Source organism: Curtobacterium sp. BRB10 (assembly GCF_031844325.1).
Taxonomy (GTDB): Bacteria; Actinomycetota; Actinomycetes; order Actinomycetales; family Microbacteriaceae; genus Curtobacterium; species Curtobacterium poinsettiae_A.
Genome location: NZ_JAUZVA010000003.1, coordinates 61,695 through 85,885, shown reverse-complemented (window position 1 = coordinate 85,885; position 24,191 = coordinate 61,695). Strand labels below are relative to the sequence as shown.

At 71.1% G+C, this 24,191-nt stretch carries 21 protein-coding genes; 3 read left to right on the top strand and 18 right to left on the bottom strand.

What is annotated here, in order from left to right; all coding sequences use genetic code 11:
* Nucleotides 1-8 precede the first annotated feature (8 nt).
* The 9 genes from carB to Q9R26_RS07170 form a co-directional block, all read right to left on the bottom strand.
* Nucleotides 9-3,287 carry a carbamoyl-phosphate synthase large subunit gene (gene carB, locus Q9R26_RS07210; RefSeq protein ID WP_311226901.1) on the bottom strand — a complete coding sequence of 1,093 codons (3,279 nt, stop codon included), beginning with the start codon at nt 3,285-3,287 and terminating at the stop codon, nt 9-11.
* Entirely contained in the window at nt 3,287-4,486 is a 1,200-nt protein-coding gene (gene carA / locus Q9R26_RS07205) for a glutamine-hydrolyzing carbamoyl-phosphate synthase small subunit (RefSeq protein ID WP_262138248.1), read from the bottom strand. Before carA ends, carB begins: the two co-directional genes overlap by 1 nt.
* Nucleotides 4,483-5,046, bottom strand: a complete 564-nt coding sequence (locus Q9R26_RS07200) for a hypothetical protein (protein ID WP_051596738.1) — start codon at nt 5,044-5,046, stop codon at nt 4,483-4,485. Before Q9R26_RS07200 ends, carA begins: the two co-directional genes overlap by 4 nt.
* Complete coding sequence (locus tag Q9R26_RS07195) at nt 5,043-6,401, bottom strand: dihydroorotase (protein ID WP_311226900.1); 1,359 nt, start codon at nt 6,399-6,401, stop codon at nt 5,043-5,045. The genes Q9R26_RS07200 and Q9R26_RS07195 overlap by 4 nt, the downstream gene beginning before the upstream one ends.
* The gene (locus Q9R26_RS07190) at nt 6,398-7,372 is read right to left on the bottom strand and encodes an aspartate carbamoyltransferase catalytic subunit (protein WP_110864574.1); all 975 of its coding nucleotides are present in this window, start codon (nt 7,370-7,372) and stop codon (nt 6,398-6,400) included. The genes Q9R26_RS07195 and Q9R26_RS07190 overlap by 4 nt, the downstream gene beginning before the upstream one ends.
* Nucleotides 7,372-7,971: a bifunctional pyr operon transcriptional regulator/uracil phosphoribosyltransferase PyrR gene (gene pyrR, locus Q9R26_RS07185; RefSeq protein WP_017887177.1), complete on the bottom strand. Its 600-nt coding sequence runs from the start codon at nt 7,969-7,971 to the stop codon at nt 7,372-7,374. The genes Q9R26_RS07190 and pyrR overlap by 1 nt, the downstream gene beginning before the upstream one ends.
* Before the next feature lie 24 nt (nt 7,972-7,995).
* Nucleotides 7,996-8,448: a transcription antitermination factor NusB gene (gene nusB, locus Q9R26_RS07180; protein ID WP_027465744.1), complete on the bottom strand. Its 453-nt coding sequence runs from the start codon at nt 8,446-8,448 to the stop codon at nt 7,996-7,998.
* Nucleotides 8,449-8,459: 11 nt separating this feature from the next.
* The gene (efp, locus tag Q9R26_RS07175) at nt 8,460-9,023 is read right to left on the bottom strand and encodes an elongation factor P (RefSeq protein ID WP_027465745.1); all 564 of its coding nucleotides are present in this window, start codon (nt 9,021-9,023) and stop codon (nt 8,460-8,462) included.
* Nucleotides 9,024-9,171: 148 nt separating this feature from the next.
* On the bottom strand, nt 9,172-10,863 hold the full coding sequence (locus tag Q9R26_RS07170) for an AarF/UbiB family protein (RefSeq protein ID WP_311226899.1): 1,692 nt from the start codon (nt 10,861-10,863) through the stop codon (nt 9,172-9,174).
* 445 nt (nt 10,864-11,308) lie between these two features.
* Between Q9R26_RS07170 and Q9R26_RS07165 the strand changes: the two genes are divergently transcribed.
* Nucleotides 11,309-11,503: a hypothetical protein gene (locus Q9R26_RS07165; protein WP_311226898.1), complete on the top strand. Its 195-nt coding sequence runs from the start codon at nt 11,309-11,311 to the stop codon at nt 11,501-11,503.
* A gap of 9 nt (nt 11,504-11,512) precedes the next feature.
* Here the strand turns inward: Q9R26_RS07165 and aroB are convergent, their stop codons facing one another.
* The 9 genes from aroB to Q9R26_RS07120 all read right to left on the bottom strand — a co-directional run bounded on the left by aroB (nt 11,513) and on the right by Q9R26_RS07120 (nt 21,864).
* Nucleotides 11,513-12,610, bottom strand: a complete 1,098-nt coding sequence (gene aroB / locus Q9R26_RS07160) for a 3-dehydroquinate synthase (protein ID WP_259577977.1) — start codon at nt 12,608-12,610, stop codon at nt 11,513-11,515.
* The gene (locus Q9R26_RS07155) at nt 12,607-13,257 is read right to left on the bottom strand and encodes a shikimate kinase (protein ID WP_311226897.1); all 651 of its coding nucleotides are present in this window, start codon (nt 13,255-13,257) and stop codon (nt 12,607-12,609) included. The genes aroB and Q9R26_RS07155 overlap by 4 nt, the downstream gene beginning before the upstream one ends.
* Nucleotides 13,254-14,474: a chorismate synthase gene (gene aroC, locus Q9R26_RS07150; protein WP_110858979.1), complete on the bottom strand. Its 1,221-nt coding sequence runs from the start codon at nt 14,472-14,474 to the stop codon at nt 13,254-13,256. The genes Q9R26_RS07155 and aroC overlap by 4 nt, the downstream gene beginning before the upstream one ends.
* Nucleotides 14,475-14,516: 42 nt before the next feature.
* Entirely contained in the window at nt 14,517-16,079 is a 1,563-nt protein-coding gene (gene mltG, locus Q9R26_RS07145; protein ID WP_311226896.1) for an endolytic transglycosylase MltG, read from the bottom strand.
* Nucleotides 16,080-16,172: 93 nt separating this feature from the next.
* Complete coding sequence (gene ruvX, locus Q9R26_RS07140) at nt 16,173-16,616, bottom strand: Holliday junction resolvase RuvX (RefSeq protein ID WP_171907752.1); 444 nt, start codon at nt 16,614-16,616, stop codon at nt 16,173-16,175.
* An 8-nt stretch (nt 16,617-16,624) separates the two neighbouring features.
* Nucleotides 16,625-19,282 (bottom strand): alanine--tRNA ligase, encoded by a 2,658-nt coding sequence (gene alaS / locus Q9R26_RS07135; RefSeq protein ID WP_311226895.1) that lies wholly within the window; start codon nt 19,280-19,282, stop codon nt 16,625-16,627.
* A 59-nt stretch (nt 19,283-19,341) separates the two neighbouring features.
* Nucleotides 19,342-19,524 (bottom strand): hypothetical protein, encoded by a 183-nt coding sequence (locus tag Q9R26_RS07130; protein ID WP_027465751.1) that lies wholly within the window; start codon nt 19,522-19,524, stop codon nt 19,342-19,344.
* A gap of 123 nt (nt 19,525-19,647) precedes the next feature.
* Nucleotides 19,648-20,277, bottom strand: coding sequence for a 30S ribosomal protein S4 (rpsD, locus tag Q9R26_RS07125; protein ID WP_017887166.1), 630 nt, complete (start codon nt 20,275-20,277; stop codon nt 19,648-19,650).
* Nucleotides 20,278-20,511: 234 nt separating this feature from the next.
* Entirely contained in the window at nt 20,512-21,864 is a 1,353-nt protein-coding gene (locus Q9R26_RS07120) for a replication-associated recombination protein A (RefSeq protein WP_311226894.1), read from the bottom strand.
* Between the two features lie 129 nt (nt 21,865-21,993).
* Between Q9R26_RS07120 and Q9R26_RS07115 the strand changes: the two genes are divergently transcribed.
* Together Q9R26_RS07115 and Q9R26_RS07110 are read left to right on the top strand one after the other, a co-directional pair.
* Entirely contained in the window at nt 21,994-22,806 is an 813-nt protein-coding gene (locus Q9R26_RS07115) for a peptidylprolyl isomerase (RefSeq protein ID WP_311226893.1), read from the top strand.
* Nucleotides 22,807-22,919: 113 nt separating this feature from the next.
* Entirely contained in the window at nt 22,920-24,152 is a 1,233-nt protein-coding gene (locus tag Q9R26_RS07110) for a DUF349 domain-containing protein (RefSeq protein ID WP_182067174.1), read from the top strand.
* Nucleotides 24,153-24,191: the final 39 nt, after the last annotated feature.

Genomic DNA, 24,191 nt, shown 5'->3' with positions numbered 1-24,191 from the left:
GGCAGCCGTCACCAGGTCGCGCGCTCGAGCGCGTAGTCCTGCAGGCTGCGGACGTTGAGCGGCGAGCCGATCGTCTCGATCGCCGCGACGGCCGCACCGATCTGCGCGATCGTCGTGAACAGCGGCTTGTCCGCCGCCACCGTGGCCGCGCGGATCTCGTACCCGTCGGCACGACCGGCGGCACCCGACGGCGTGTTGATGACGATGTCGACCTCGCCCGTCGCGAGCAGGTCGACGACGCTCTCGCCACCCTGGCTGTACTTGCCGACGATCCCGACCTCGATGCCGTTGCGGCGGAGGATCTCCGCCGTGCCCTCGGTCGCGATGATCGTGAAGCCGAGCTGCTGCAGACGGTGCACCGGCAGCACGATCGCGCGCTTGTCGGTGTCGGCGACGCTCACGAAGACCGTGCCGCTGGTCGGCAGGCCGCCGTACGCGGCGTCCTGCGACTTGAGGAACGCCCGCGGGAAGTCGCGGTCGATGCCCATGACCTCGCCGGTGGAACGCATCTCGGGGCTGAGCACCGAGTCGACGACCTGGCCCTCGCGGGTGCGGAAGCGACGGAAGGGCAGCACGGCTTCCTTGACGGCGACCGGGGACTGCGCGGGCACGAACGCCCCGTCACGCTCGGGCAGCATGCCCTCGGCGACGAGCTCGGCGACCGTGGTGCCGGTCATGATGCGGGACGCCGCCTTGGCCAGCGGGATGCCGAGCGCCTTCGAGACGAAGGGCACCGTGCGGCTGGCGCGCGGGTTCGCCTCGAGGACGTAGAGCACGCCGGCGCCGATGGCGAACTGGACGTTGAGCAGGCCCTGCACGCCGATGCCGCGGGCGATCTTCTCGGTCGCGTCGACGACGCCCTGGATCTCCGCGCGGCCGAGGCCGACCGGAGGCAGGGTGCAGGCCGAGTCGCCGGAGTGGATGCCGGCCTCCTCGAGGTGCTCCATGATGCCGCCGATGTAGAGCCGCTCGCCGTCGAAGAGCGCGTCGACGTCGATCTCCACGGCGTCGTCGAGGAACCGGTCGACCAGGAGCGGGAGCTCCGGGCCGATGATGGCCTGGTCGGCCATCCGGTCGAAGTAGTCCGCGAGCGACGGGGAGTCGTACAGGATCTCCATGCCGCGGCCGCCGAGCACGAACGACGGGCGGACGAGGACGGGGTACCCGATCTCCTCGGCCACCGTGGTCGCGCTCGTCAGGTCGTGGGCCGTGCCGTTCCGTGGTGCGAGCAGACCGGCGGCGTCGAGGATGGCGGAGAACCGCCCGCGCTCCTCGGCCGAGTCGATCGCGGTCGGGCTGGTGCCGAGGATCGGGATGCCCGCAGCCTCGAGCGGCTTCGCCAGGCCCAGGGCTGTCTGGCCGCCGAGCTGCACGACGACGCCGACGAGCTCGCCGGACGCGGCCTCGGCCTCGATGACCTCGAGGACGTCCTCGGCGGTCAGCGGTTCGAAGTACAGGCGGTCCGAGGTGTCGTAGTCGGTCGACACGGTCTCGGGGTTGCAGTTGATCATGATCGTCTCGAACCCGGCCGCGCTCAGCGCGAACGACGCGTGCACGCAGGAGTAGTCGAACTCGACGCCCTGTCCGATGCGGTTCGGGCCGGAACCGAGGATGACGACCTTCTTACGGTCGCTCGGCGTGATCTCGGTCTCGGTGTCGTACGACGAGTAGTGGTACGGCGTCAGGGCGGGGAACTCACCCGCGCAGGTGTCGACCGTCTTGAAGACGGGCCGGATGCCCTGCTCGTGGCGGGTCGCCCGGACCTCGGCCTCGGTGGAGCCGCGCAGGCTCGCGATCTGGGAGTCGCTGAAGCCGTGCTCCTTCGCCCAGCGCATCGTGTCCGCGTCGAGCGTCCCGGCGGCCCGGACCTCGTCCGCGACCTCGTTGATGAGCACGATCTGGTCGATGAACCAGGGGTCGATCTTGGTGGCCTCGAAGACCTCGTCCGCGGTGGCACCCGCGACGAGGGCCTGCTGGACCGTGACGATGCGGCCGTCGGTCGGGATCGACGACTTCGCCAGCAGGGCGTCCTTGTCGAGCTCGCCCGCCGGGGTGTCCCAGTGGAAGCTCGATCCGCGCTTCTCCAGCGAGCGCAGCGACTTCTGCAGTGCCGTGGCGTAGTTCCGGCCGATGGCCATCGCCTCGCCGACGCTCTTCATCGTCGTGGTCAGGGTCGCGTCGGCGGCCGGGAACTTCTCGAACGCGAACCGCGGGGTCTTCACGACCACGTAGTCGAGCGTCGGCTCGAAGCTCGCCGGGGTGACCTTCGTGATGTCGTTCTCGATCTCGTCGAGCCGGTAGCCGATGGCGAGCTTCGCGGCGATCTTGGCGATCGGGAAGCCCGTGGCCTTCGAGGCGAGGGCCGACGAGCGGGACACGCGGGGGTTCATCTCGATGACGATGACGCGGCCGTTGGACGGGTCGACGGCGAACTGGATGTTGCAGCCACCGGTGTCGACGCCGACGCGACGGATGATGTCGATGCCGATGTTCCGCATGTTCTGGTACTCGCGGTCGGTCAGGGTCAGCGCGGGCGCGACCGTGATCGAGTCACCGGTGTGGACGCCGACCGGGTCGACGTTCTCGATGGAGCAGATGACGACGGTGTTGTCGTAGTTGTCGCGCATCAGCTCGAGCTCGTACTCCTTCCAGCCGAGGATGGACTCCTCGAGCAGGACCTCGGTCGTCGGGCTGGACTGCAGCCCGTCGCCGACGAAGCGGACGAGTTCGGCCTCGTCGTAGGCGAAGCCCGAGCCGAGGCCGCCCATGGTGAAGGACGGGCGGACGACCAGCGGGTACCCGAGGTCCTTCGCGAACTCCTTCGCCTCCTCCAGGGTGTGCGCGATGTGGCTGCGGGCGACGTCGGCACCGGACTCGAGCACGAGCTCCTTGAAGAGCTGGCGGTCCTCGCCGCGCTGGATCGCCTCGACCTTGGCACCGATGAGCTCGACGCCGTACTTGGTCAGGATGCCGGCCTCGTCGAGCGCGATGGCCGCGTTCAGGGCCGTCTGACCGCCGAGGGTCGGCAGGACGGCGTCCGGCTTCTCGATGCGGATGATCTCCTCGAGCGACGCGTTCGTGATCGGCTCGATGTAGGTCGCGTCGGCGAAGTCGGGGTCGGTCATGATCGTCGCCGGGTTCGGGTTGACCAGGATGACCCGGACGCCCTCGGCCCGGAGGACGCGGCACGCCTGGGTGCCGGAGTAGTCGAACTCGGCGGCCTGACCGATGACGATCGGGCCGGATCCGATGACGAGGACGGAGTTGATGTCTGCGCGCTTGGGCATCAGTTCGCTTCCTTGGTGATGTCTGCTGCGGGGGTCGTGGCATCGGCGGTGGCCGCGTCGAGCGGCTCCCCGTCGCGACGCTCGCGCACCATGTCCGCGAACCGGTCGAAGAGGTACATGCTGTCGTGCGGTCCGGCGGCGGCCTCGGGGTGGTACTGCACGCTGAACGCCGGCACGTCGAGCGCGCGGAGGCCCTCGACCACGTTGTCGTTGAGCGAGTAGTGCGAGACCTCGACCCGACCGAACCCGGCCGGCGACTCGAGCACCTCGCCGAGGGGCGCGTCGACCGCGAAGCCGTGGTTCTGGCTCGTGATCTCGACCTTGCCCGTGGTCGTGTCGAGCACCGGCTGGTTGATCCCGCGGTGACCGAAGGGCAGCTTGTATGTGCCGAAGCCGAGGGCGCGGCCGAGCAGCTGGTTGCCGAAGCAGATGCCGAAGAACGGCCGGCCGGTGCGCAGGCTGTCCTGCAGCAGTTCCACCTGCGCGTCCGACGCGGCGGGGTCGCCGGGGCCGTTCGAGTAGAAGAGCGCGTCCGGTGCGAGGGCTTCCAGCTCCGGCGCGGAGATGTCCTGCGGGACCACGTGCACCTCGAAGCCGCGGGCGGCGAGGTACCGGGTGGTCGAGGCCTTCACTCCGAGGTCGAGCACGGCCAGGGTGCCGATCTGCTCGCCGACGGCCGGGACGACGTAGGTCTCCGGGGTGGACACGACCGACGAGAAGCTCGCCCCGGCCATGCCGGCCTGGTCACGCACGAGCTGCTCCTGCTCGGGCGCCGGCAGCGCCGCGTCCGCACCGCTGAAGACGCCGCCCTTCATGGCGCCGGCGTCACGGATGCGACGGGTGAGTGCGCGGGTGTCGATGCCGGAGATGCCGACGATGCCGTCGCGCACCAGGTGGTCGTCGAGCGTGGCGTTCGCGCGGTGGTTCGACACCACGCGGCTGGGGTCGCGCACCACGTACCCGGCGACCCAGATCCGACGGGACTCGGGGTCCTCGTCGTTCACCCCGGTGTTGCCGATGTGCGGCGCGGTCTGCACCACGATCTGTCCGGCGTAGGAGGGGTCGGTCAGCGTCTCCTGGTAGCCGGTCATGCCGGTCGCGAAGACCACCTCGCCGAGCGTGCGCCCACGGGCGCCGTAGGCCCAGCCGTCGTACCGGGTGCCGTCTTCGAGGACCAGGACGGCCCGTTCGCGTGTCATGCTTTCTTCCCTTCGCCCGCGGTTCGCGGAGCATCGGCCGCAGTTGCCTGCGGCCCGGTCTCGGTCAGTCCCTGCAGGGCGTGCAGCGCGGCTGCGTCGCCCTCCGGGAACCGGAAGTAGGTGTCCAGGTCCGTCGCACCTGCGGCGCCGGTCGCCGTCCATCGCAGACGGACCAGTCCCCCGGGTTCGACCACTCGGTCGATCGCCCACGTGGAGCGGTCGGCGCCGCGGACCGCGTCACGCGCGATCCAGCGGTCGTCGGTACCGGCGAGGCGCATCACCACGCCGGTCGCGTGGACCGTCACCCCGCCACGGCCGCGGAACCCGAGGCCGCCTGCGGTGATGCGTTCCAACGGCTGGTCAGCGCGGGTCGTCGCGACGGTGAACCCGTCCCACGACCCGACCGCCGGTGCCAGGTCGGCCGGCACCCGGACCGGAGGCACGGCTTCCGCCTGCTTCCTGGTCCGCGTCCGCCAGGTGCGCGCCATCGCCACGAACAGGGCGGCGACCGCGAGCAGGATCACCGCGCCGAGGAGCCACCGCTGGGCGTCGCCGCTCATGCGCGCGCCCCCGTCCGGAGCGCCGCGGCGTGCGCCGCGATCGTGTCCGCGTCGACGACCCGGCCGTCGAGCACCGTCGCGTACCCCTGGTGGAAGGTCGCGACGACCCGGCCCGGCAGGGTCATGCCGAGGTACGGCGAGTTCTGCGACTGCCCGGCGAGGTCGGTGACCGCGAACGCACGGCTGGCCGACGGGTCGTAGAGCGTGATCTCGGCGGGTGCTCCCTCGGCGATGCGCTGCCCGTGCCCCTCGACCTGACCGATCCGCGCCGGCGCCTCGGACAGCACCCGGGCCACGTCGGCCCAGTCGAGCCGGCCGTCGTCGACCACGGCCGCTTGCACGACGCTCAGCGCGGATTCGAGGCCGACCATGCCGTTCGCGGCGGCGGGCCACTCGCAGCACTTCGCCTCGGCGGTGTGCGGTGCGTGGTCGGTCGCGACGATGTCGATGGTGCCGTCGGCCAGGGCCGCACGGAGTGCCTCGACGTCCTCACGGGCGCGGAGCGGCGGGTTCACCTTGTAGCGGGCGTCGTAGCCGGGCGCACCGTCGTTGCCGGCGATGAGGTCCTCGGTGAGCACGAGGTGGTGCGGGGTGACCTCGGCCGTGACGTCGATGCCGCGGGACTTCGCCCACCGGATCACCTCGACGCTGCCGGCCGTCGAGACGTGGCAGACGTGCAGGCGTGCCCCGACGTGGTCGGCGAGCAGGACGTCGCGGGCGATGATCGCCTCTTCCGCGACGGCGGGCCAGCCGGCGAGGCCGAGCTCCGAGGACAGCCGGCTCTCGTTCATCTGCGCGCCGATGGTCAACCGGGGCTCCTGGGCGTGCTGCGCGAGCACCCCGCCGAAGCCCTTGATGTACTCGAGTGCACGGCGCATGAGCAGCGGGTCGGCGACGCACGAGCCGTCGTCCGAGAAGACCCGGACCTTCGCCCGGGAGGTCGCCATCGCGCCGATCTCGGACAGGTGCGTGCCCTGCAGCCCCTGTGACACGGCACCGATCGGGCGGACCGTGACGTAGCCGGCGTCGTCACCGAGCGCCTGGACCTGCTCGACGACCCCGGCGGTGTCGGCGACGGGACTCGAGTTCGCCATGGCGTTCACGGCGGTGAACCCGCCGGCAGCCGCGGCACGCGAGCCGGTGAGGACGGTCTCGGACTCCTCGTGACCGGGCTCACGCAGGTGCGTGTGGAGGTCCACGAGGCCGGGCAGGGCGATGAGGCCGTCCGCGTCCACGGTGGTGACGCCGGCCGTGTCGAGACCGGACCCGACCGCGGTGATGCGCCCACCCTCCGTTCGGATGTCGGCGCGCGAGCCGTCGACCAGCTGCGCGCCACGGATCAGGTGAGCGGTCATGCGGCGGACTCCTTCGCGTCGGTGCCGGTGCCGGCACTGCCCGTCAGGGCGAGGTAGAGGACGGCCATCCGGACCGAGACGCCGTTCTCGACCTGCTCGACGACGGTCGAACGGGGGTCGTCGGCGGCGACGCCGGCGATCTCGAGCCCGCGGTTCATCGGACCGGGGTGCATGATCAGCGTGCGCTCGGACAGTCGCCCGAAGCGGGCCGCCGTCAGGCCCCAGTGCCGCGTGTACTCGCGCGGGTTCGGGAAGAAGGCGTCGTTCATGCGTTCCTGCTGGATGCGGAGCGTCATGACGACGTCCGGGTCCTCGGCCAGGGCGGTGTCGAGGTCGTGGTGCACCGCGGCGCCGAACGGGGTCGGGGTGGCGGGCAGCAGCGTCGGCGGCGCGGCGAAGGTCACGCTCGCCCCGAGGGTGCGGAGCAGCCACGCGTTCGACCGGGCGACCCGGCTGTGCAGCACGTCGCCGATGATCAGGACGCGCACGCCGTCGAGGCCCTGGCCGCGCGAACCGGCACCGTGCAGGCGGCGGCGCATGGTGAAGGCGTCGAGCAGTGCCTGCGTCGGGTGTTCGTGGGTGCCGTCACCGGCGTTGACCACCGGCACGTCGATCCAGTCGGCATCGGCGAGCACCCGCGGGGCGCCCGATGCACCGTGGCGCATGACGATGCCGTCGATGCCCATCGCGCCGAGGGTCTGCACGGTGTCCTTCAGGGATTCGCCCTTCGAGACGCTCGAGCCCTTCGCGGCGAAGTTCAGGACGTCGGCGGACAGGCGCTTCGCTGCGGCCTCGAACGAGATGCGCGTGCGCGTGGAGTCCTCGAAGAACAGGTTCACCACGGTCTTGCCGCGCAGGGCCGGGAGCTTCCGCACCTCGCGCGTGTTGACCTCGGCCATCTCCTCCGCGACGTCGAGGATGTGCACGGCCTGGTCGCGGGACAGGTCGGCGGTGGAGAGCAGGTGCCGCATCACGCCACCCCCTGCTCGATGAACACGGTGTCGTCGCCGTCGGTCTCGGCCAGGTGCAGGGTGACCCGCTCGTCGGACGCGGTCGGCAGGTTCTTGCCCACGTGGTCCGCGCGGATCGGCAGCTCGCGGTGGCCGCGGTCGACGAGCACGGCGAGCCGGACGGCACGCGGCCGGCCGATGCCCTGCAGCGCGTCGAGCGCGGCGCGGACCGTGCGACCGGAGTACAGCACGTCGTCGACGAGCACGACGACCTTGCCGTCGATGCCGCCGGCGGGGATCACCGTCCGGTGCGGCGCGCGACCGATGCCGTGGCCGAGGTCGTCCCGGTGCATGGTGACGTCGAGCGTGCCGACACGCTCCGTCCCGATGCCGCCGGCGGCCGAGGACCACTCCGGCTCGATGCCGGCCAGGATCCGGCCGAGGCGTTCCGCCAGGACGGCACCCCGGGTCGGGATGCCGAGGAGCACGAGGTCCGAGCCCCCGTGGTTGGCTTCGAGGATCTCGTGCGCGATGCGTGTCAGGGCACGCGTGATGTCGGGCTGTTGCAGGACCGTTCTGGTTCCCACGTCGACCCCCTTCCCCGCCTCACTGGACGGCATTAAAGGATGCTGACGTGGTCAACCCTACCGGGACTCCTGGTCTCCTGCGACCGTCCGACCGGACGGTGCGCGACCGCCGGCGACGGCCCCGAGCACGCCGTTGACGAAGCCCGCCGAGTCCTCGGTGGACAGCGACTGCGCGAGCTCGACCGCCTCGGCGATGGCGACGGCGTCGGGGACCTCCGGGTTGAACCGGAGCTCCCAGACGGCCATCCGCAGGATGCAGCGGTCGAGGACCGGCATCCGGGCGATCGACCAGCCCTGGGCGTGGTCGACGATGACGGAGTCGATCTCGTGACGGGCATCGTCGACACCGGTGACGATCTGGCGCGCGTAGTCCCAGCTCGAGGCACGCTCCGGCTGGTCCAGGTGCCGGACCGTCTCGGTGGCGAGCACGTCAGCGATCGGCAGCTCGCGCACCTCGGCCACGTACAGCATGTCGAGGGCGCGCTTGCGGGCCTTCGAACGAGCACTCATACGGTCAGCGCCTAGGAGTTGACGCGGCCGAGGAAGCTGCCGTCGCGCGTGTCGATCTTCACCAGGGTGCCGCTCTCCAGGTACAGCGGGACCTGGATGCGGTGGCCGGTCGCGATGATGGTCGCGTCCTTGGTGCCGCCGGAGGAGCGGTCGCCCTGCAGGCCGGGCTCGGTCTCGACCTCGGTGACGATCGACGTCGGGAGCTCGACGTACAGCGGGTTGCCCTCGTTCATCGCGATGGTGACCATCGCGGACTCGAGCAGGTAGTTCTTGGCGTCGCCGACCACGGTCGCGGAGACCGGGATCTGGTCGTACGTGTCGGTGTCCATGAACACGTAGGAGTCGCCGTCCTCGTAGAGGAACTGGTAGTCACGACGGTCGACGGTCGCGGTGTCGATCTTCGCGCCGGCGTTGAACGTGCGGTCGACGACCTTGCCGGAGACGACGTTCTTGAGCTTCGTGCGGACGAACGCGCCGCCCTTGCCCGGCTTGACGTGCTGGAACTCGACGACCGACCACAGCTGGCCGTCGATGATGAGAACGGCGCCGTTCTTGATGTCTGTGGTACTGGCCATGAGTCGTCGGTGTCCCGTTCGGTCGCGTTGTGAAGTGTCCTCGGGCCGCGGACGGCCCCGGACGAGTGTAGCGGACGCCCGCCTGGCGGCCGGAGCGGTGCTCGTGCGTGCCGGACGCACCGGTCCCGGGCGAGCGTCCGGCTCGCGGTCAGCGCCGCCGTCGAGCGAGCCAGGCGTCGATCGCTGCCCAGGCGAGCAGCACCACCGCCGCTCCCCCGAGGAACCCGCCCGCCACCCCGGTGGACAGGGCCGCCGTCGGTCGCGCCGGCAACGACAGGTAGACGATCGCCAGGATCCCCGCCCCCGCACCGAGCAGCACGAGCAGGATGCGCCGGATCATGCCGGACACGAGCTGCCGGTCGCGGCTGTCCGCGAAGAGCCGGATGTTCACGGTGAACCGGCCGGTCTCGATCGCCTCGCCGATGCGGTCCACCCGTCGGGGCAGCCGACGGGCAGCGGACACGACGCCGAGTAGTTCCTTCGCCGCGAGGTCCCGGAGCTTGCCCGGCCGGAGCTGGTCGGTGATCTGCTCCCGGGCGAGTCCGCGGGACTCCTCGAGCAGGTCGAACGACGGCGCGAGCGTCCGGAGCGTGCCCTCGAAGATGGCCAGGGCGCGGGCCGCGGCGACGAAGTCCGGCGGCGGCTTCAGCCGGTACCGCCCGAAGACCTCGACCGCGTCGTCCACGGTGTCGACACCGATGCGCGCACCAGGGCCGAGCTCGTCCGCGACGAAGCGGGCGATGTCCCGACGGAAGTCGGGCTCGTCGTGCGCATCGCGCACGGGTGCCATCCGCAGGACCGCATCGGCGATCCGCGACGTGTCGTCCTGCAGGTAGGCGGCCAACAGGTCCTGGACCGTGTCCCGGAGACCCGGATCGAGCCTCCCGACCGATCCGAAGTCGATCAACGCGGGCCGCCCGTCGGGCAGCACCAGGACGTTCCCCGGGTGCAGGTCCGCGTGGTACAGGCCGTCGAAGACGACCTGGCGCAGGAAGGCGCGGAGGATCGCGCGCATCGGCGCGTCGAGGTCACGCTCGGAACGCTCGGCGCGGATCGCGCTGAGCGTGTCGCCCTCCAGGAACTCCATCACGAGCACGCGCCGGCCCGACAGGTCCGGGTAGGGGTCCGGGAACCGGACCTCGTCCGGTCGCGCGCTGCGGGCCTGGGCCGCTCGCAGCGCCGTGAGGTTGCGGAGCTCGGAGACGAAGTCGACCTGCCTGATCAGGTCGTCCGCGTACTGGCCCGCGATGTCCTGCACGCCGACCTGTCGCGCCTCGGTCGACCACCGGGCCATGAACCGGACGACCCGCAGTGCGATGTCCACGTCGCGGCGCACCGCGGCGTCGATCCCCGGCCGCTGCACCTTGACGGCGACCGCGGTGCCGTCGGGCAGCCGGGCGCGGTGAACCTGCGCGATGGACGCCGCTGCGACGGGCACCGGGTCGAAGGTCGCGAAGACCCGGTCGACCGGGGCGCCGAGCTCCTGCTCGAGGAGCGCACGGACCTCGTCCGCCGGTGCCGCCGTGACGTTCCGCTGCAGGTGTGCGAGTCCCTCGGTCCACTCCTCGGGCAACAGGTCGTCTCGGGTGGAGAGCAGCTGGCCCATCTTCACGAACCCGCCACCGGCTTCCTCGAGCGCCCGGCGCAGGTGCTCGGCCTGGTCGCGACGCAGCTCCGCGGTGGCCGGGTCGTGCGAGAAGTCGAGACGACGGAACGGCACCAGGTGGTGGCGGCGGGCGATCGAGAGGAGTTCGGTGAAGCGCCGACCACGGGAGCGCAGGTTGCCGGTGTCGGCGTCGCGCGGGCCGGAGAGGTCGCTCAGTCGGGGTGGGGTGGGCACGCCCGCCAGTCTGCTCCCCGGTGCTGTGGCCCCGCTCCCGGCCGGCTGCGTCGCGTCGTCCTCCTGTTCCTCCACAGCCTGGAGGCGCGGTGCGGCCTCCACAGGTCGGCCGGCGCACGGCCACCCGGCGCGTTCCCTGCGCCACGCTGCCGGCATGGAGACAGCACTGGTCGCGGCGTGCATCGCCGCAGGGGCGGCGATCGTGGCGGCCGTGGTCAGCTGGTTCGGGGCGTTCCAGAACCGCCGCGCCGCGGACCGCGACCAGGCCTGGAGGCGACTCACCTGGGCGCCGCGGGCCGATCGCTCCCAGGGCGGAACACAACATTTCAAGAGCTGTCCTCGAACGGCTCATGACCGTACGGTGGGCGTCGAAGTCCGACCAGGACCTCGCACGTCGCGCCCTGCGTCGACACGTCCGCTCCGACCCCGGGATGGAGGATCCCTGATGCACCTGTTCGCACCGCTGCCGGGCCGGCCGGCCTGCAAGATCGACGGCACACCCGAAGACGACGCCGCAGTCGACGCGTGGTCGGAGGGCGCGACGGTCGACGAATGGCTCGAGTCCGAACGGACGGGCGTCGTCACCCTGTCGATGCGCGTGAAGTGGTGGTGGCGCCGGACCAGGCGGGTCCTGCGCTGACCCGTCGGGTCAGACGCCGACCTCCTGGTAGGCGGTGAAGAGCAGGTGGTCCTCGGGGCCCTCGAGCACCACGGGCTTGCCGACGCCGTCCAGGATGATGAACCGCAGCATGCCGGCACGGGCCTTCTTGTCGCGACGCATCGTGGCGAGCAGCCCCTGCCACCGTCCGACACCGTACGAGGTCGGCAGGTCGAGCGACTCGAGGATCGCCCGGTGCCGGTCGACCGTGGCGTCGTCCAGGTGCCCGGTGAGTCGCGCGAGCTCGGCGGCGAACACCATGCCGACCGACACCGCCGCCCCGTGGCGCCACTGGTACCGCTCGGCGTGCTCGATCGCGTGCCCGAGGGTGTGCCCGTAGTTCAGGATCTCGCGTCGGCCCTGCTCCGTGAAGTCGTCCGAGACGACCTCGGCCTTGAGCGCGATGGCGAGCTCGACGACCCGGCGGAACTCCGGCGTCGTCGGGTCGGTGACCCGGTCGACGTCCGCCTCGACGATGTCCAGGATCTCGGGCACGGCGATGAACCCGGCCTTCACGATCTCCGCGAACCCGGTCAGGATCTCGTTGCGGGGCAGCGTCCGGGCGAGGTCGAGGTCCACGACGACGGCGCGGGGGGCGAAGAAGGCGCCGACCAGGTTCTTGCCCTCGTTCGTGTTGATGCCCGTCTTCCCGCCGACGCTGGCGTCCACCATGCCGAGCACGCTCGTCGGGACGGCCACGTACGGCACACCGCGCAGCCAGGTCGCGGCGACGAAGCCGGCCAGGTCGGTGACGGCACCGCCACCGAGGCCGATGACCGCGTCGGTGCGGGTGAAGTCGGCCTGCCCCATGATCTGCCAGCAGAACGCCGCGACCTCGACGCGCTTGGCACCCTCGGCGTCGGGGACCTCGGCGATCAGGGCTTCGAGCCCGGCCTCGACCAGCAGCGCACGGAGCTCGTTCGCCCGGGCACCGAGCGTCGGCGAGTGCACGATGAGGACCTTGGCGACACGCGGGCCCAGGATCGCGGGCAGGGCACCGAGCAGGCCCGTGCCGACGGCCACCGTGTAGCCGTCGTCACCGCCGACCCGGATCTCGGTGGTCCCGGCGGGCAGGGTCGACTCGGTCACGGTGCTCCTTCGGTGCTGGTGGTGCTGGTGGTCGTGCTGCCGGGCGCGGTGGTGCTGCCGGGCGCGGCGGTGCCGCCGCGCTCGGTGGTGCCGCCGCGCTCGGTGGTGCCGCCGCGCTCGCTGGTACCGGCGTCGCTGCGCAGCCACGTGACGACCTCGTCGACCACGCGGGACATCGGCCGGCGCGACGTGTCGACCACGACGTGCGCGAGCTCGGCGTAGGTCGCCGCTCGCTCGTCCATGATCGTCTGCCAGGCGTCGATCCCGCCGTTCGCCAACAGTGGCCGGTCGGACCCGGCGATCCGGTCGGCGACGGCTTCGGGCGAGACGGTGAGCAGGACGATGCGCGCCCCGCCCAGGGCCTGCCGGGTGTCCGCGTGGGTGACGGCTCCCCCGCCCACGGCGATCACGCCGCCGGTGGCCAGCGCTGCTCGGACCGCCTGGGCCTCGAGCGCGCGGAACGCCGGCTCACCGCGGTCGGCGAAGATCCCGGGGATCGGCCCGTGCTCGCGCACGATGACCCGGTCGGTGTCCGTGAACGGGACGCCGAGGGCCTTCGCCACCCGCTTGCCGACGCTCGACTTGCCGGCGCCCATCGGGCCGATGACGACCACGGGCGCGTCGGCGCGTCGGACGTCGGTGCTCACAGGTCGGTCGACGTCGCCGACGGCTCGGTCCGGCGCGTGCGCAGGGTCTCCGGGATCGCCGCGAGGTAGGCGTCGAGGTTGCGCTTCGTCTCGACGACGTTGTCGCCGCCGAACTTCTCGAGCACCGCGTCGGCGAGCACCAGGGCCACCATCGCCTCGGCCACGACACCCGCAGCCGGTACGGCGCAGACGTCCGAGCGCTGGTGGTGCGCCGAGGCGTCCTCGCCGGAGACGACGTCCACCGTGTGCAGGGCGTGCGGGATGGTCGCGATCGGCTTCATCCCGGCGCGGACCCGCAGCACGGTGCCCGTGGACATCCCGCCCTCGGTCCCGCCGGCGCGGTCGCTCGTGCGGTAGATCTCGCCGTCCTCGCGGTACAGCTCGTCGTGCGCGGCGGAGCCCCGGCGTCCGGCGGTCGCGAAGCCGTCACCGACCTCGACCCCCTTGATGGCCTGGATCCCCATGATCGCCGCGGCGAGGCGAGCGTCGAGCCGGCGGTCCCAGTGGACGTGCGAGCCGAGGCCCGGCGGGACGCCGTAGAACAGCACCTCGACGACGCCGCCGAGGGTGTCGCCGTCCTTCTTCGCGGCCTCGACCTCGGTGACCATGCGTGCGGAGGTCTCGGCGTCGAAGCACCGCAGCTGGTCCTCGTCGAGGCGGTCGACGTCGTCGGGCAGCGGCAGGTCCGTTCCGTCGGGGACCCGGACGGTCCCGACCTGCAGCGTGTGCGCCACCGAGCGGATGCCGAGTTCGGCCAGGAACGACTTGGCGACGGCGCCGAGCGCCACGCGTGCGGCGGTCTCGCGGGCGCTCGCACGCTCCAGGATCGGGCGCGCTTCGTCGAAGCCGTACTTCTGCATGCCGACCAGGTCGGCGTGCCCCGGTCGCGGTCGGGTGAGCGGGGCGCTCCGACCGCGGGACATCTCGGTGGACTCGATGGGCTCGGGGTTCATGACCTCGACCCACTTCGGCCACTCGGTGTTGCCGATACGGATCGCGATCGGGCTGCCGAGCGAGTAGCCGTGCCGGACACCGCCGGACACGTGCAGCTCGTCCTGCTCGAACTTCATCCGCGAGCCACGGCCGTAGCCGAGCTTACGGCGCGCGAGATCGGCACGGATGGACTCGAACGACACCGGGACGCCCGCGGGCAGGCCCTCGAGCATGGCGATCAGTTCGGGTCCGTGGGACTCACCAGCAGTCAACCAACGAAGCATGCCGCAATCCTCCCACAGCGTTCGTCCGTGCGACGTCGTCGCCTACTGGTAGTCGGGGTGCGCCCGCAGCCAGGACCGGAACTGCTCGACCGCCACCAGGTGCTGGTCGTAGGTGTCCGAGAAGACCGTCTTGCCCGACTCCAGGTCGACCGTCACGAAGTACAGCCACTTGCCGGTGGCCGGAGCCGTGACCGCCTTGATCGCGATGTCACCCGGGTTGGAGATCGGTGCCGGCGGCAGCCCCTCGTGCACGTAGGTGTTGTACTCGTTCGACGCGTCCGCTCGCTCGGCGTCCGTGGTCGTCACGGTGTGCGTGTTGCCCGTGCCGTAGGCGACCGTGGCGTCGGACTGCAGCTTCATGCCCTGGTCGAGGCGGTTCTGGAACACGCGGGCGACCTTGGGGTAGTCGGCTGCGAGACCGGCTTCCTTCTGCACCAGCGACGCGAAGACGATCGTGCGCTCCTGGTCGGCCTCCTTGACGCCGGCGGCGGCCAGGTGCTCCTTCATGGTGTCGACCATCGACCCGAAGTACTGCTCGGCGGTCCAGCCCGGGTTGATCGGGTAGGTCGCGGGGAAGAGCCAGCCCTCGAGCGTCGTGACACCGGACGGCAGGTCGTACGCGGAAAGGTCCTTCGCGGCCGCGTCGACCTGCTTCTCGGTCAGGCCGGCCTTCGAGACCATCCCGGCCTTGATGTCGGCGAGTGCGGTGCCCTCCGGGATGACGATCGACGCCTGGACCCGGTTGTCCTTGTCCTGCAGGGCCGCGAGCGCGGACTTCGAACTCATCTGCTTCTTCAGGGCGTACGAGCCGGGCTGGAACTGCACGTCCGGCGAGGCCAGCAGGAGCTTGTAGAACACCTTCGAGTCCTTGACGACGCCGCTGCGCTGCAGCGTCGCGGCGACGTTCTCGCCGATGTCGCCCTGCTTGATGGTGATGGTCACCTTCGAGGTGCCGTCGCCGGTGTAGTCGTCGGGCTCCTGCGCGCCGCTGATCGCCGCGACGAGCTGCTGGATCTTGGGTGCGGCGAAGGTGTACGCCCCGACCCCGACAGCGAGCACGACCGCGACGATGACGAGCCCCGCGACGAGCGGTCCGCGACGGCGCTTCGGCCGTGGCTCCCGGGGCGGCCTGGAGGCGCGTCCTCCGCCGCCTCGTCCCCCGCGTCCGCCGCCTCCCGCGGCACCACCGCCGCCGGTCGCGTCAGCGTCGTCCGTCCCGTCCGCGCCGGAGCCGCCGGCCGCGGCGGTCGCCGCGGACTCGGTCGGCAGCTCGCCGGTCAGCAGTGCGGCGACCTCGGGGTGGAGGTCTTCCGGGCGGGTTGCGATCGGTGCGTCTGCGGGGGACGCCGGGCGTTCGTCGCGTGCGACCGCCGGCGCGGCGGTGGTCCGTTCGGCAGCCGACGCCTCGTCGGTCGCTGCGACGCGGGCTCGTTCGGCCTCGAGGGCACGGGCTTCGCGTCGGGACATCGGAGGCGCCGGCGGTGGGGTCACCCGACCAGCGTCGTCGCGGTCACCGGTGCCTGTCGTGCGGTCGGAAGTCGCCTTCCGCCGCTCGGCGTCGTTGCCGGGCGCGATGATCGCGTTCCAGTCCAGATCGTCTGCCAACGTCCTCGGTCTCTCGGTCGGGAACTCCACCTGGGCACCGTCGTCCTCGCAGCTGACGACGAGAGCACCCATGTGCGGTAACGGGCAGCCCTGTCAGGGAAGCGTGGTGCCCGGAGGGGCACCGGCACTGCGCTCGTGGTCGAGCGCGTGTTGCAGAATGATAACAGCGGCTGCTTGGTCGATCACGGCGCGGGACTTCTTCGTGTTCTTGCCGGCCTGGTGCAGCCCTCGCTGGGCGGTCACGGTCGACAACCGTTCGTCGACCAGGCGCACCGGTCGACGCGCCGCGATCCGGGCGGCGAAGACGCGGGCGTCCTCGGTCGACGCCGTGTCCCCACCAGACATCGACAGCGGCAGTCCGACGACGACCTCGAGCACGTCGTACTCGTCCGCGAGCTCGAGGATGCGCCGGAGGTCCTTCGAGTCGTCACGACGGACGGTCTCGACCGGCGTCGCCAGCAGGCCGTCGCGGTCGCACACGGCGACCCCGATCCGGGCGCGTCCGACGTCGACGCCGAGCCGCCGCCCGGACCGGATGCCCACCGTCAGCCCGCGAGCCGTGCGGTCACGGCCCGCAGCGCCGCGGGGAGCGCTGCGGCGTCGGTCCCGCCGCCCTGCGCCAGGTCCGGCTTGCCGCCGCCGCCGCCACCGAGCACGCCGGCGGCCTCCTTCGCGAGGGGGCCCGCCTGCACGCCCGCAGCACGGGCGGCGTCGTTGGTCGCGACGATCACGATCGGCTTGCCGCCCACGACGGCCCCGAGCACGACGACGGCCGCGCCGTCACCGAGCTGGCCCCGCACGCCGGTGGCGAGCGAGCGCAGGTCGTCGCCGGACTGCAGGCCGTCGACCGTCTCGGCGACCACGGTGGTGGCGCCGACGGTCGTGGCGTTGCGGGCGATGGCGGGCACGCGCTGCTGCAGGTTCGCCGACTCGTACTCGGCGAGCTTCTTCTGGGCGGACCGGAGGTCCTCCATCAGGTTCTGCACGCGGGACGGCAGGTCGGCACGGGGAGCCTTGAGCGCGCTGGAGAGCTGCGACACGATCGTGCGCTCGACGGCGAGGTCGCGGAACCCCTCGAGACCGACCAGCGCCTCGACGCGGCGGTTCGTCGAACCGACGCTCGACTCCCCCACCAGGTTGACGAGCCCGATCTGCGCGCTCGAGGCGACGTGTGTGCCACCGCAGAGCTCGCGGGACCACGGGCCGCCGATGTCGACCATGCGGACCTCGGCGCCGTACTTCTCGCCGAACAGGGCCTGCGCCCCGAGGGCCTTCGCCTCGTCGATGGGCAGGATGCGCGTGGAGACCTCGAGGTCGGTGCGGATCGCGGTGTTCACGACCTCCTCGATCTCGGACCGCGTCTCGAGCGAGACCGGCTGCGACCACGAGAAGTCGAGGCGCATGTAGCCGGACTTGTTGTACGACCCGGCCTGCAGCGCCTCCGGTCCGAGGATGTCGCGGAGTGCCGCGTTGACCAGGTGCGTCGCGGAGTGCGCCTGGGTCGCACCGCGGCGGTACTCCGCGTCGACGACGGTGCTCGCGGCGTCGCCGACACCGACCTCGCCGGAGCGGACCTGCACGGTGTGGCTCCACAGTCCGGAGACCGGTCGCTGAACGTCGAGGACCTCGAGGTCGAACCCGTTGCCGACGATCGACCCCTGGTCGGCGTCCTGGCCGCCCGACTCGGCGTACAGGGAGGTCTCGCCGAGGATGACCTCGGCGATGTCACCAGCGACCGCACGGTCGACGCTCACACCGCCGACGATGATGCCGAGCACGCGCGTCTCGGCCTCGAGGGTGTCGTAGCCGAGGAACGTGGTCTCGCCCTCGGCCCGGAACGCGCTGTACACGCTCAGGTCAGCGATCGCGGTCTTCTTGCTCTTCGCGTCGGCCTTCGCCCGGGCACGCTGCTCGGACATCAGGGTCTCGAACGCCGTACGGTCGACGTGGACCCCGGCTTCCTCGGCCATCTCCATCGTCAGGTCGATGGGGAACCCGAAGGTGTCGTGCAGCAGGAACGCCGTGTCGCCGCCGATGGACGGGGCGCCGTCCTGCTTCGCACGTTCGACGGCGACGTCGAGGATCGTCGTGCCCTGCGCCAGGGTCCGGAGGAAGGTCTCTTCTTCCGCGTAGGCGATGCGGGAGATCCGGTCGTAGTCGGACGCCACCTCGGGGTAGGCGTCGCGCATGGCATCGCGGGACGCCGGGAAGAGCTCGGGGAACGTGGGCGCCTCGACACCGAGCAGGCGCATCGCGCGGACGGTGCGACGGAGCAGACGACGCAGGATGTACCCGCGGCCCTCGTTCGACGGGCTCACGCCGTCGGCGATGAGCATCAGCGAGGAACGGACGTGGTCGGCGATGACGCGCATCCGCACGTCGTCCTCGTGCACGGCGCCGTAGCGTCGGCCGGAGATCTCGGCCGCGCGGTCGAGCACCGGGCGTACCTGGTCGATCTCGTACATGTTGTCGACGCCCTGCTTGATGAAGGCGACGCGCTCGAGCCCCATGCCGGTGTCGATGTTCTTGTTCGGCAGCTCGCCGGTGATCTCGAAGTCGTACTTCGACCGCACGTCGGCGATCTGGTACTGCATGAAGACGAGGTTCCAGATCTCGACGTAGCGGTCGTCGTCCGTCGCCGGGCCGCCGTCGATGCCGTACTCGGGGCCACGGTCGAAGAAGATCTCCGAGCAGGGACCCGCGGGGCCGGGCTGTCCGGTCGACCAGTAGTTGGTGTCCTTGCCGAGGCGCTGGATCCGTTCGTCGGGCAGCGAGGAGTGCTGCTTCCAGAAGCCGATCGCCTCGTCGTCCTCTTCGTAGACGGTGACCCAGAGGTCATCGGGCGAGAAGCCGAGTCCGCCCTCGGTCTCGGGCTTGGTCAGGAACTCCCAGGCGAACTGGATCGCCTGCTCCTTGAAGTAGTCGCCGAACGAGAAGTTGCCGTTCATCTGGAAGAACGTGCCGTGGCGCGGGGTCTTGCCGACCTCTTCGATGTCGTTCGTACGGATGCACTTCTGCACGCTCGTCGCCCGCGGGAACGGCGCCGGGATGAGACCGGTCAGGTACGGGATGAACGGCACCATGCCGGCGACCGTGAAGAGGAGCGACGGGTCGTCCGAGACGAGGGACGCGGACGGGACGACGGTGTGGCCGCGGTCACCGAAGTACTGGAGCCAACGGCGGCGGATCTCTGCGGTCTGCATGGTGCTTCCTGGGTTCAGGTCGTGGGTGGAGGAGGGTCGTGGCTGCTCGGTCGGAGCGCTCAGACGTCGGTACGGAGCTCGGCCTCGCGCGACCGGTAGCCGTCCGCGACGGCACCCGTGAAGGCCTTCGTCTTGGCGTTCACCTCGGCGAAGAGCCGGGCACCACCGGAGGTCTGGGCGACCCGGTGTGCGACGGCGAACCCGATGACGATGCCGACGGCGACGAAGAACAGCTGCTTCACGGTGCCTCTCCCTCTGTGCACCCGGGCGGTGCATGCCCCGACAAGCTTAGTCGCCGGTGCCGGAACGCCGAACGGCGGGTCGCCCTCGAGAGGACGACCCGCCGTTCGGGTGTGATCAGTGGATCAGCGAGCTGCGTAGTACTCGACGACGAGCTGCACTTCACAGGTCACGGGGACCTCGGCGCGCTTCGGGCGACGCACGAGGCGGGCCTGGAGCTTCTCGATCTCGACCTCGAGGTAGCCCGGGACCTTCGGGAGGACTTCCTGGTGGCCACCGGCAGCGGCGACCTGGAAGGGCTCCATCGATTCGGACTTCGCCTTGACGTGGATCAGCTGGCCCTCCTTGACGCGGAAGGAGGGACGGTCGACGAGCTTGCCGTCGACCAGGATGTGGCGGTGCACGATCAGCTGACGGGCCTGCGCGGTGGTGCGGGCGAAGCCGGCACGGACCACGAGGGCGTCGAGGCGCTGCTCGAGGAGCTCGACCAGGTTCTCACCGGTCAGGCCCTTCGTCTTGCGGGCCTCTTCGAAGACGATGCGGAGCTGCTTCTCGCGGATGCCGTACTGGGCGCGCAGACGCTGCTTCTCACGGAGACGGACGGCGTAGTCGCTGTCCGCACGACGGCGCGTACGGCCGTGCTCACCGGGCCCGTAGGGGCGCTTCTCGAGGTAACGGGCAGCCTTCGGCGTCAGCGGGATGCCGAGTGCGCGCGACAGGCGGGTCTTGCTGCGGGTACGTGACTTGGTAGACACAGGGTCCTTTTCTCTGTTCGAACTGAATACTCACCGGAGGCCGGGCACGCGAGTGCCGGTGGCCCCGACGACGGGATCCAGAGGGATGAGCCTGTGGGATCGGACGGCTACAGTCCGAACCTCTGCCCCCGTACCACCGGAGTGGCACTCTGTCCTCGACGCAGCCGTGCTCGAGGACCAGGACGTAGGCCCGCCAATGCTAGCAGCATCGGGGCGAGCGCAGAAGCACCGCCACTAGTGTCCGCGTGTGATCTTCCGGAGTCGTTCGAGCCGGGGTCCGACCTCGCGCTCGTAGCCGTTCGCCGTCGGCGTGTAGTACTCGGTGCCCTCGAGGGCGTCGGGCAGGTACTGCTGCTCGGCGACCCCGTGCTCGGCGTCGTGCGAGTAGACGTACCCCTTGCCGTGCCCGAGGCGCTTCGCCCCGGCGTAGTGCGCGTCGCGCAGGTGCATCGGGACCGTGCCCATGCGCCCCGCCTTGACGTCGGCCATCGCCTGGTTCACGCCGTTGTAGGCGGCGTTCGACTTCGGCGCCGTCGCCAGGTACACGACGGCCTCGGCCAGCGGGATCCGTCCCTCGGGCATCCCGATGAGCTGCACGGCCTGGGCCGCGGCGACCGCGATGGGCAGCGCCTGCGGGTCGGCCATGCCGATGTCCTCGGACGCGGAGATGATGATGCGCCGCGCGATGAACCGGGAGTCCTCGCCCGCCTCGATCATCCGGGCGAGGTAGTGCAGGGCGGCGTCGACGTCGCTCCCCCGCACGGACTTGATGAACGCACTGATGACGTCGTAGTGCTCGTCGCCCTGTCGGTCGTAGCGCAGCAGGGCCCGGTCGACCGCGGCCGCGACGGTGTCGGCGTCGACGACGGGCACGGTCTCGTCGTCCTCGTCCTGCGCGGCGGTGGCCGACGCCGCCGCGGCCTCGAGCGCGGTGAGCGCACGTCGGGCGTCGCCGGACGCGAGCCGGATGATCGCGGTGCGCGCTTCGTCTCCGAGGACGACGGCACCGCCGAGCCCGCGGGGGTCCTCCACCGCGCGGTCGACGAGCATGCCGAGGTCGGGGTCGGTGAGCGGTTTGAGCGTCAGGAGCAGCGAACGGGACAGCAGCGGCGAGATGACCGAGAACGACGGGTTCTCGGTGGTGGCCGCGATCAGGATCACCCACCCGTTCTCGACCCCGGGCAGCAGCGCGTCCTGCTGGGCCTTGCTGAACCGGTGGATCTCGTCGAGGAACAGCACCGTGGTCGACCCGTACAGGTCACGGTGGGTCAGGGCCTTCTCCATGACCTCGCGCACGTCCTTCACGCCGGCGGTCACGGCGGAGAGCTCGACGAACTCGCGACCGGACTGCCGGGCGATGGCCTGTGCCAGCGTGGTCTTGCCGGTGCCGGGTGGGCCCCACAGGATCACGGAGACCCCGCCGGGGTTCTCACGCGTGCCGGTGGCGAGCTGCACCAGGGGCGAACCCCGGCCGAGCAGGTGCTGCTGACCGGCGACCTCGTCGAGGCTGGTGGGGCGCATCCGGACGGCGAGCGGGACGGAACCCTGCGCGAGACCGGCGCGACCACCCGTGGTGGGCGCGTGCATTCCCGAACGATCCGCTGCCATCCTGCAATCGTAGGCCGGTCCACCGACGCAGGCCGCGCCTCCCGCCAGGTGGTGGTGACCGTTCGGCTACGCTCGTTGCACACTGCGACGAGAGGGCAGACCAGCACCGTGGCACCGAAGAACCCAGCGCGTGACAACCGCGAGGCGCGCGAGCGCCTCCGCCTCTACCAGGCCCGCCAGGGCCTCCACGAGCGGCAGCGACGCCGCCGCGTGCGGGACAACCTGATCGGCGCCGGTGCCCTCGTCCTCGTCGCGGCCCTCGCCACCGGGTCGCAGCTCGCCTTCGCCGGGTCGCGGGGCACGGACGCCCCGTCCCCGACCGCTTCCGCGTCGTCGTCGGCCACGCCGTCGGCCAGCGCCACGGCAGGCAACACCGGCGACGTGCCGAGCAAGTCGATCGCGAAGGGCACGACCTGGACCGGCACCCTCACGCTCAACAAGAGCATCGACCTCGGCATCGAGCTGGACGGTGCGAAGGCGCCGCAGGCCACGAGCGTCGAGATCTCGCTGATCCGTGAGCAGTTCTACAACGGCACCACGTGCCACCGGCTCGCCGACAGCGACGGGCTGAAGTTCCTGCAGTGCGGCTCCGCGAACGGCGACGGCACCGGCGACGCCGGCTTCGAGTACGGCCCGCTGGAGAACGTGCCGGAGGACGGCGTCTACGAGAAGGGCACGATCGCGATCGCGCGGTCGGACTCCCCGTACTCGCAGTCGACGCAGTTCTTCATCGTCTACGGGGACACCACACTCGACGGCTCCACGGGGGGCTACACGGTCGTCGGCAAGGTCACGAGCGGTCTGTCCGAGCTCGAGTCGAAGGTCGCCTCGAAGGGCATCGCGTCCCCCGGCAGCGACGGCACCGGTGAGCCGGAGGTGGCGACGAAGATCACCGACGCGACCATCGCGGAGCAGGAGTAGTCCACAACCCGTCGCACCGGTCGGGCGGCGGAGCCCGTCCGTGCAATAGGCTGACGACCTGACCGTGCCGACGGTGACGTCGGCGATGCACGACCACGATCGAGGCGAGACCTGTGGGATCTGACGAAGCAACGACCTGGGGGCGGGTCGACGAGAACGGGACCGTGTACGTCCGGTACGAAGAGACCGAACGTGCTGTCGGTGAGTACCCGGACGCCACCCCCGAAGAAGCCCTCGCCTACTTCGCACGGAAGTACGCCGACCTCGAGGGGCAGGTGAAGATCGCCGAGCAGCGCGTCCAGCGCGGCGCGTCGGCGAACGACGTCGCCCGGACGGTCGAGCACCTGACCGCGCTGGTCGCCGACGCGCGGGTGGTGGGTGACATCAAGTCGCTCGAGACCCGCGTGGGCGCACTCGCCGAGCAGCTCGGCTCGCTCACCAAGGAGCAGGCGGAGCAGGCGCAGCAGGCCCTGCAGGACGCTCTGGCGCACCGCACCGCCCTGGTGGAGGAAGCCGAGGCACTCGCCGCGGTGGACCCCGCACGCGCGCAGTGGAAGCAGATCACGGCGCAGCTCGACGACGTGTTCGCGCGCTGGCAGCAGCACCAGCACGACGGACCGCGGATCCCCAAGAACGAGGCGAACGACCTGTGGAAGCGGTTCCGCGCGGCGCGGTCCACCGTCGACCAGCACCGTCGTGCCTTCTACTCCGAGCTGGACGCACAGCACCGTGACGCCCGGACCCGCAAGCAGGAGCTCGTGGCGCAGGCCGAGGCCCTCGCGCCCCGCGGTTCCGATGCGATCCCGGACTACCGCCAGCTGCTCGACGACTGGAAGAACGCCGGGCGTGCCGGCAAGCGTCACGACGACGCACTCTGGGCGCGCTTCAAGGCCGCCGGAGACGTGCTGTTCGAGCAGCGCCACGCCGAGAGCGCAGCCGAGAACGAAGAGTTCTCCGCCAACCTCGAGGCGAAGCAGGCCCTGCTGACCGAGGCTGAGCCGCTCCTGCAGGCGACCGACCGGGTCGCCGCGCGCAAGACCCTCACCGGCATCCAGCGCCGATGGGACGAGATCGGCAAGGTCCCCCGCGGGGACGTCCGTCGGGTCGAGGACCGGCTGCGTGCCGTCGAGGACCACGTCCGTGGGCTCGAGGACGCGCACTGGAAGGAATCGAACCCGGAGCGCAAGGCCCGTCAGAACGGCCTCGCGAGCCAGCTCGAAGACGCGATCGGCAAGCTCCAGTCCGAACTTGCCGCGGCTCAGGCCACCGGCGACGCCCGGAAGATCAAGGACGCGCAGGAAGCCCTCGACGCGCGCAAGATCTGGCTCGACGCCCTGGGCGGCTGAGCCTCGCACCACGAACGACGCCCCCGTGACCGATCGGTC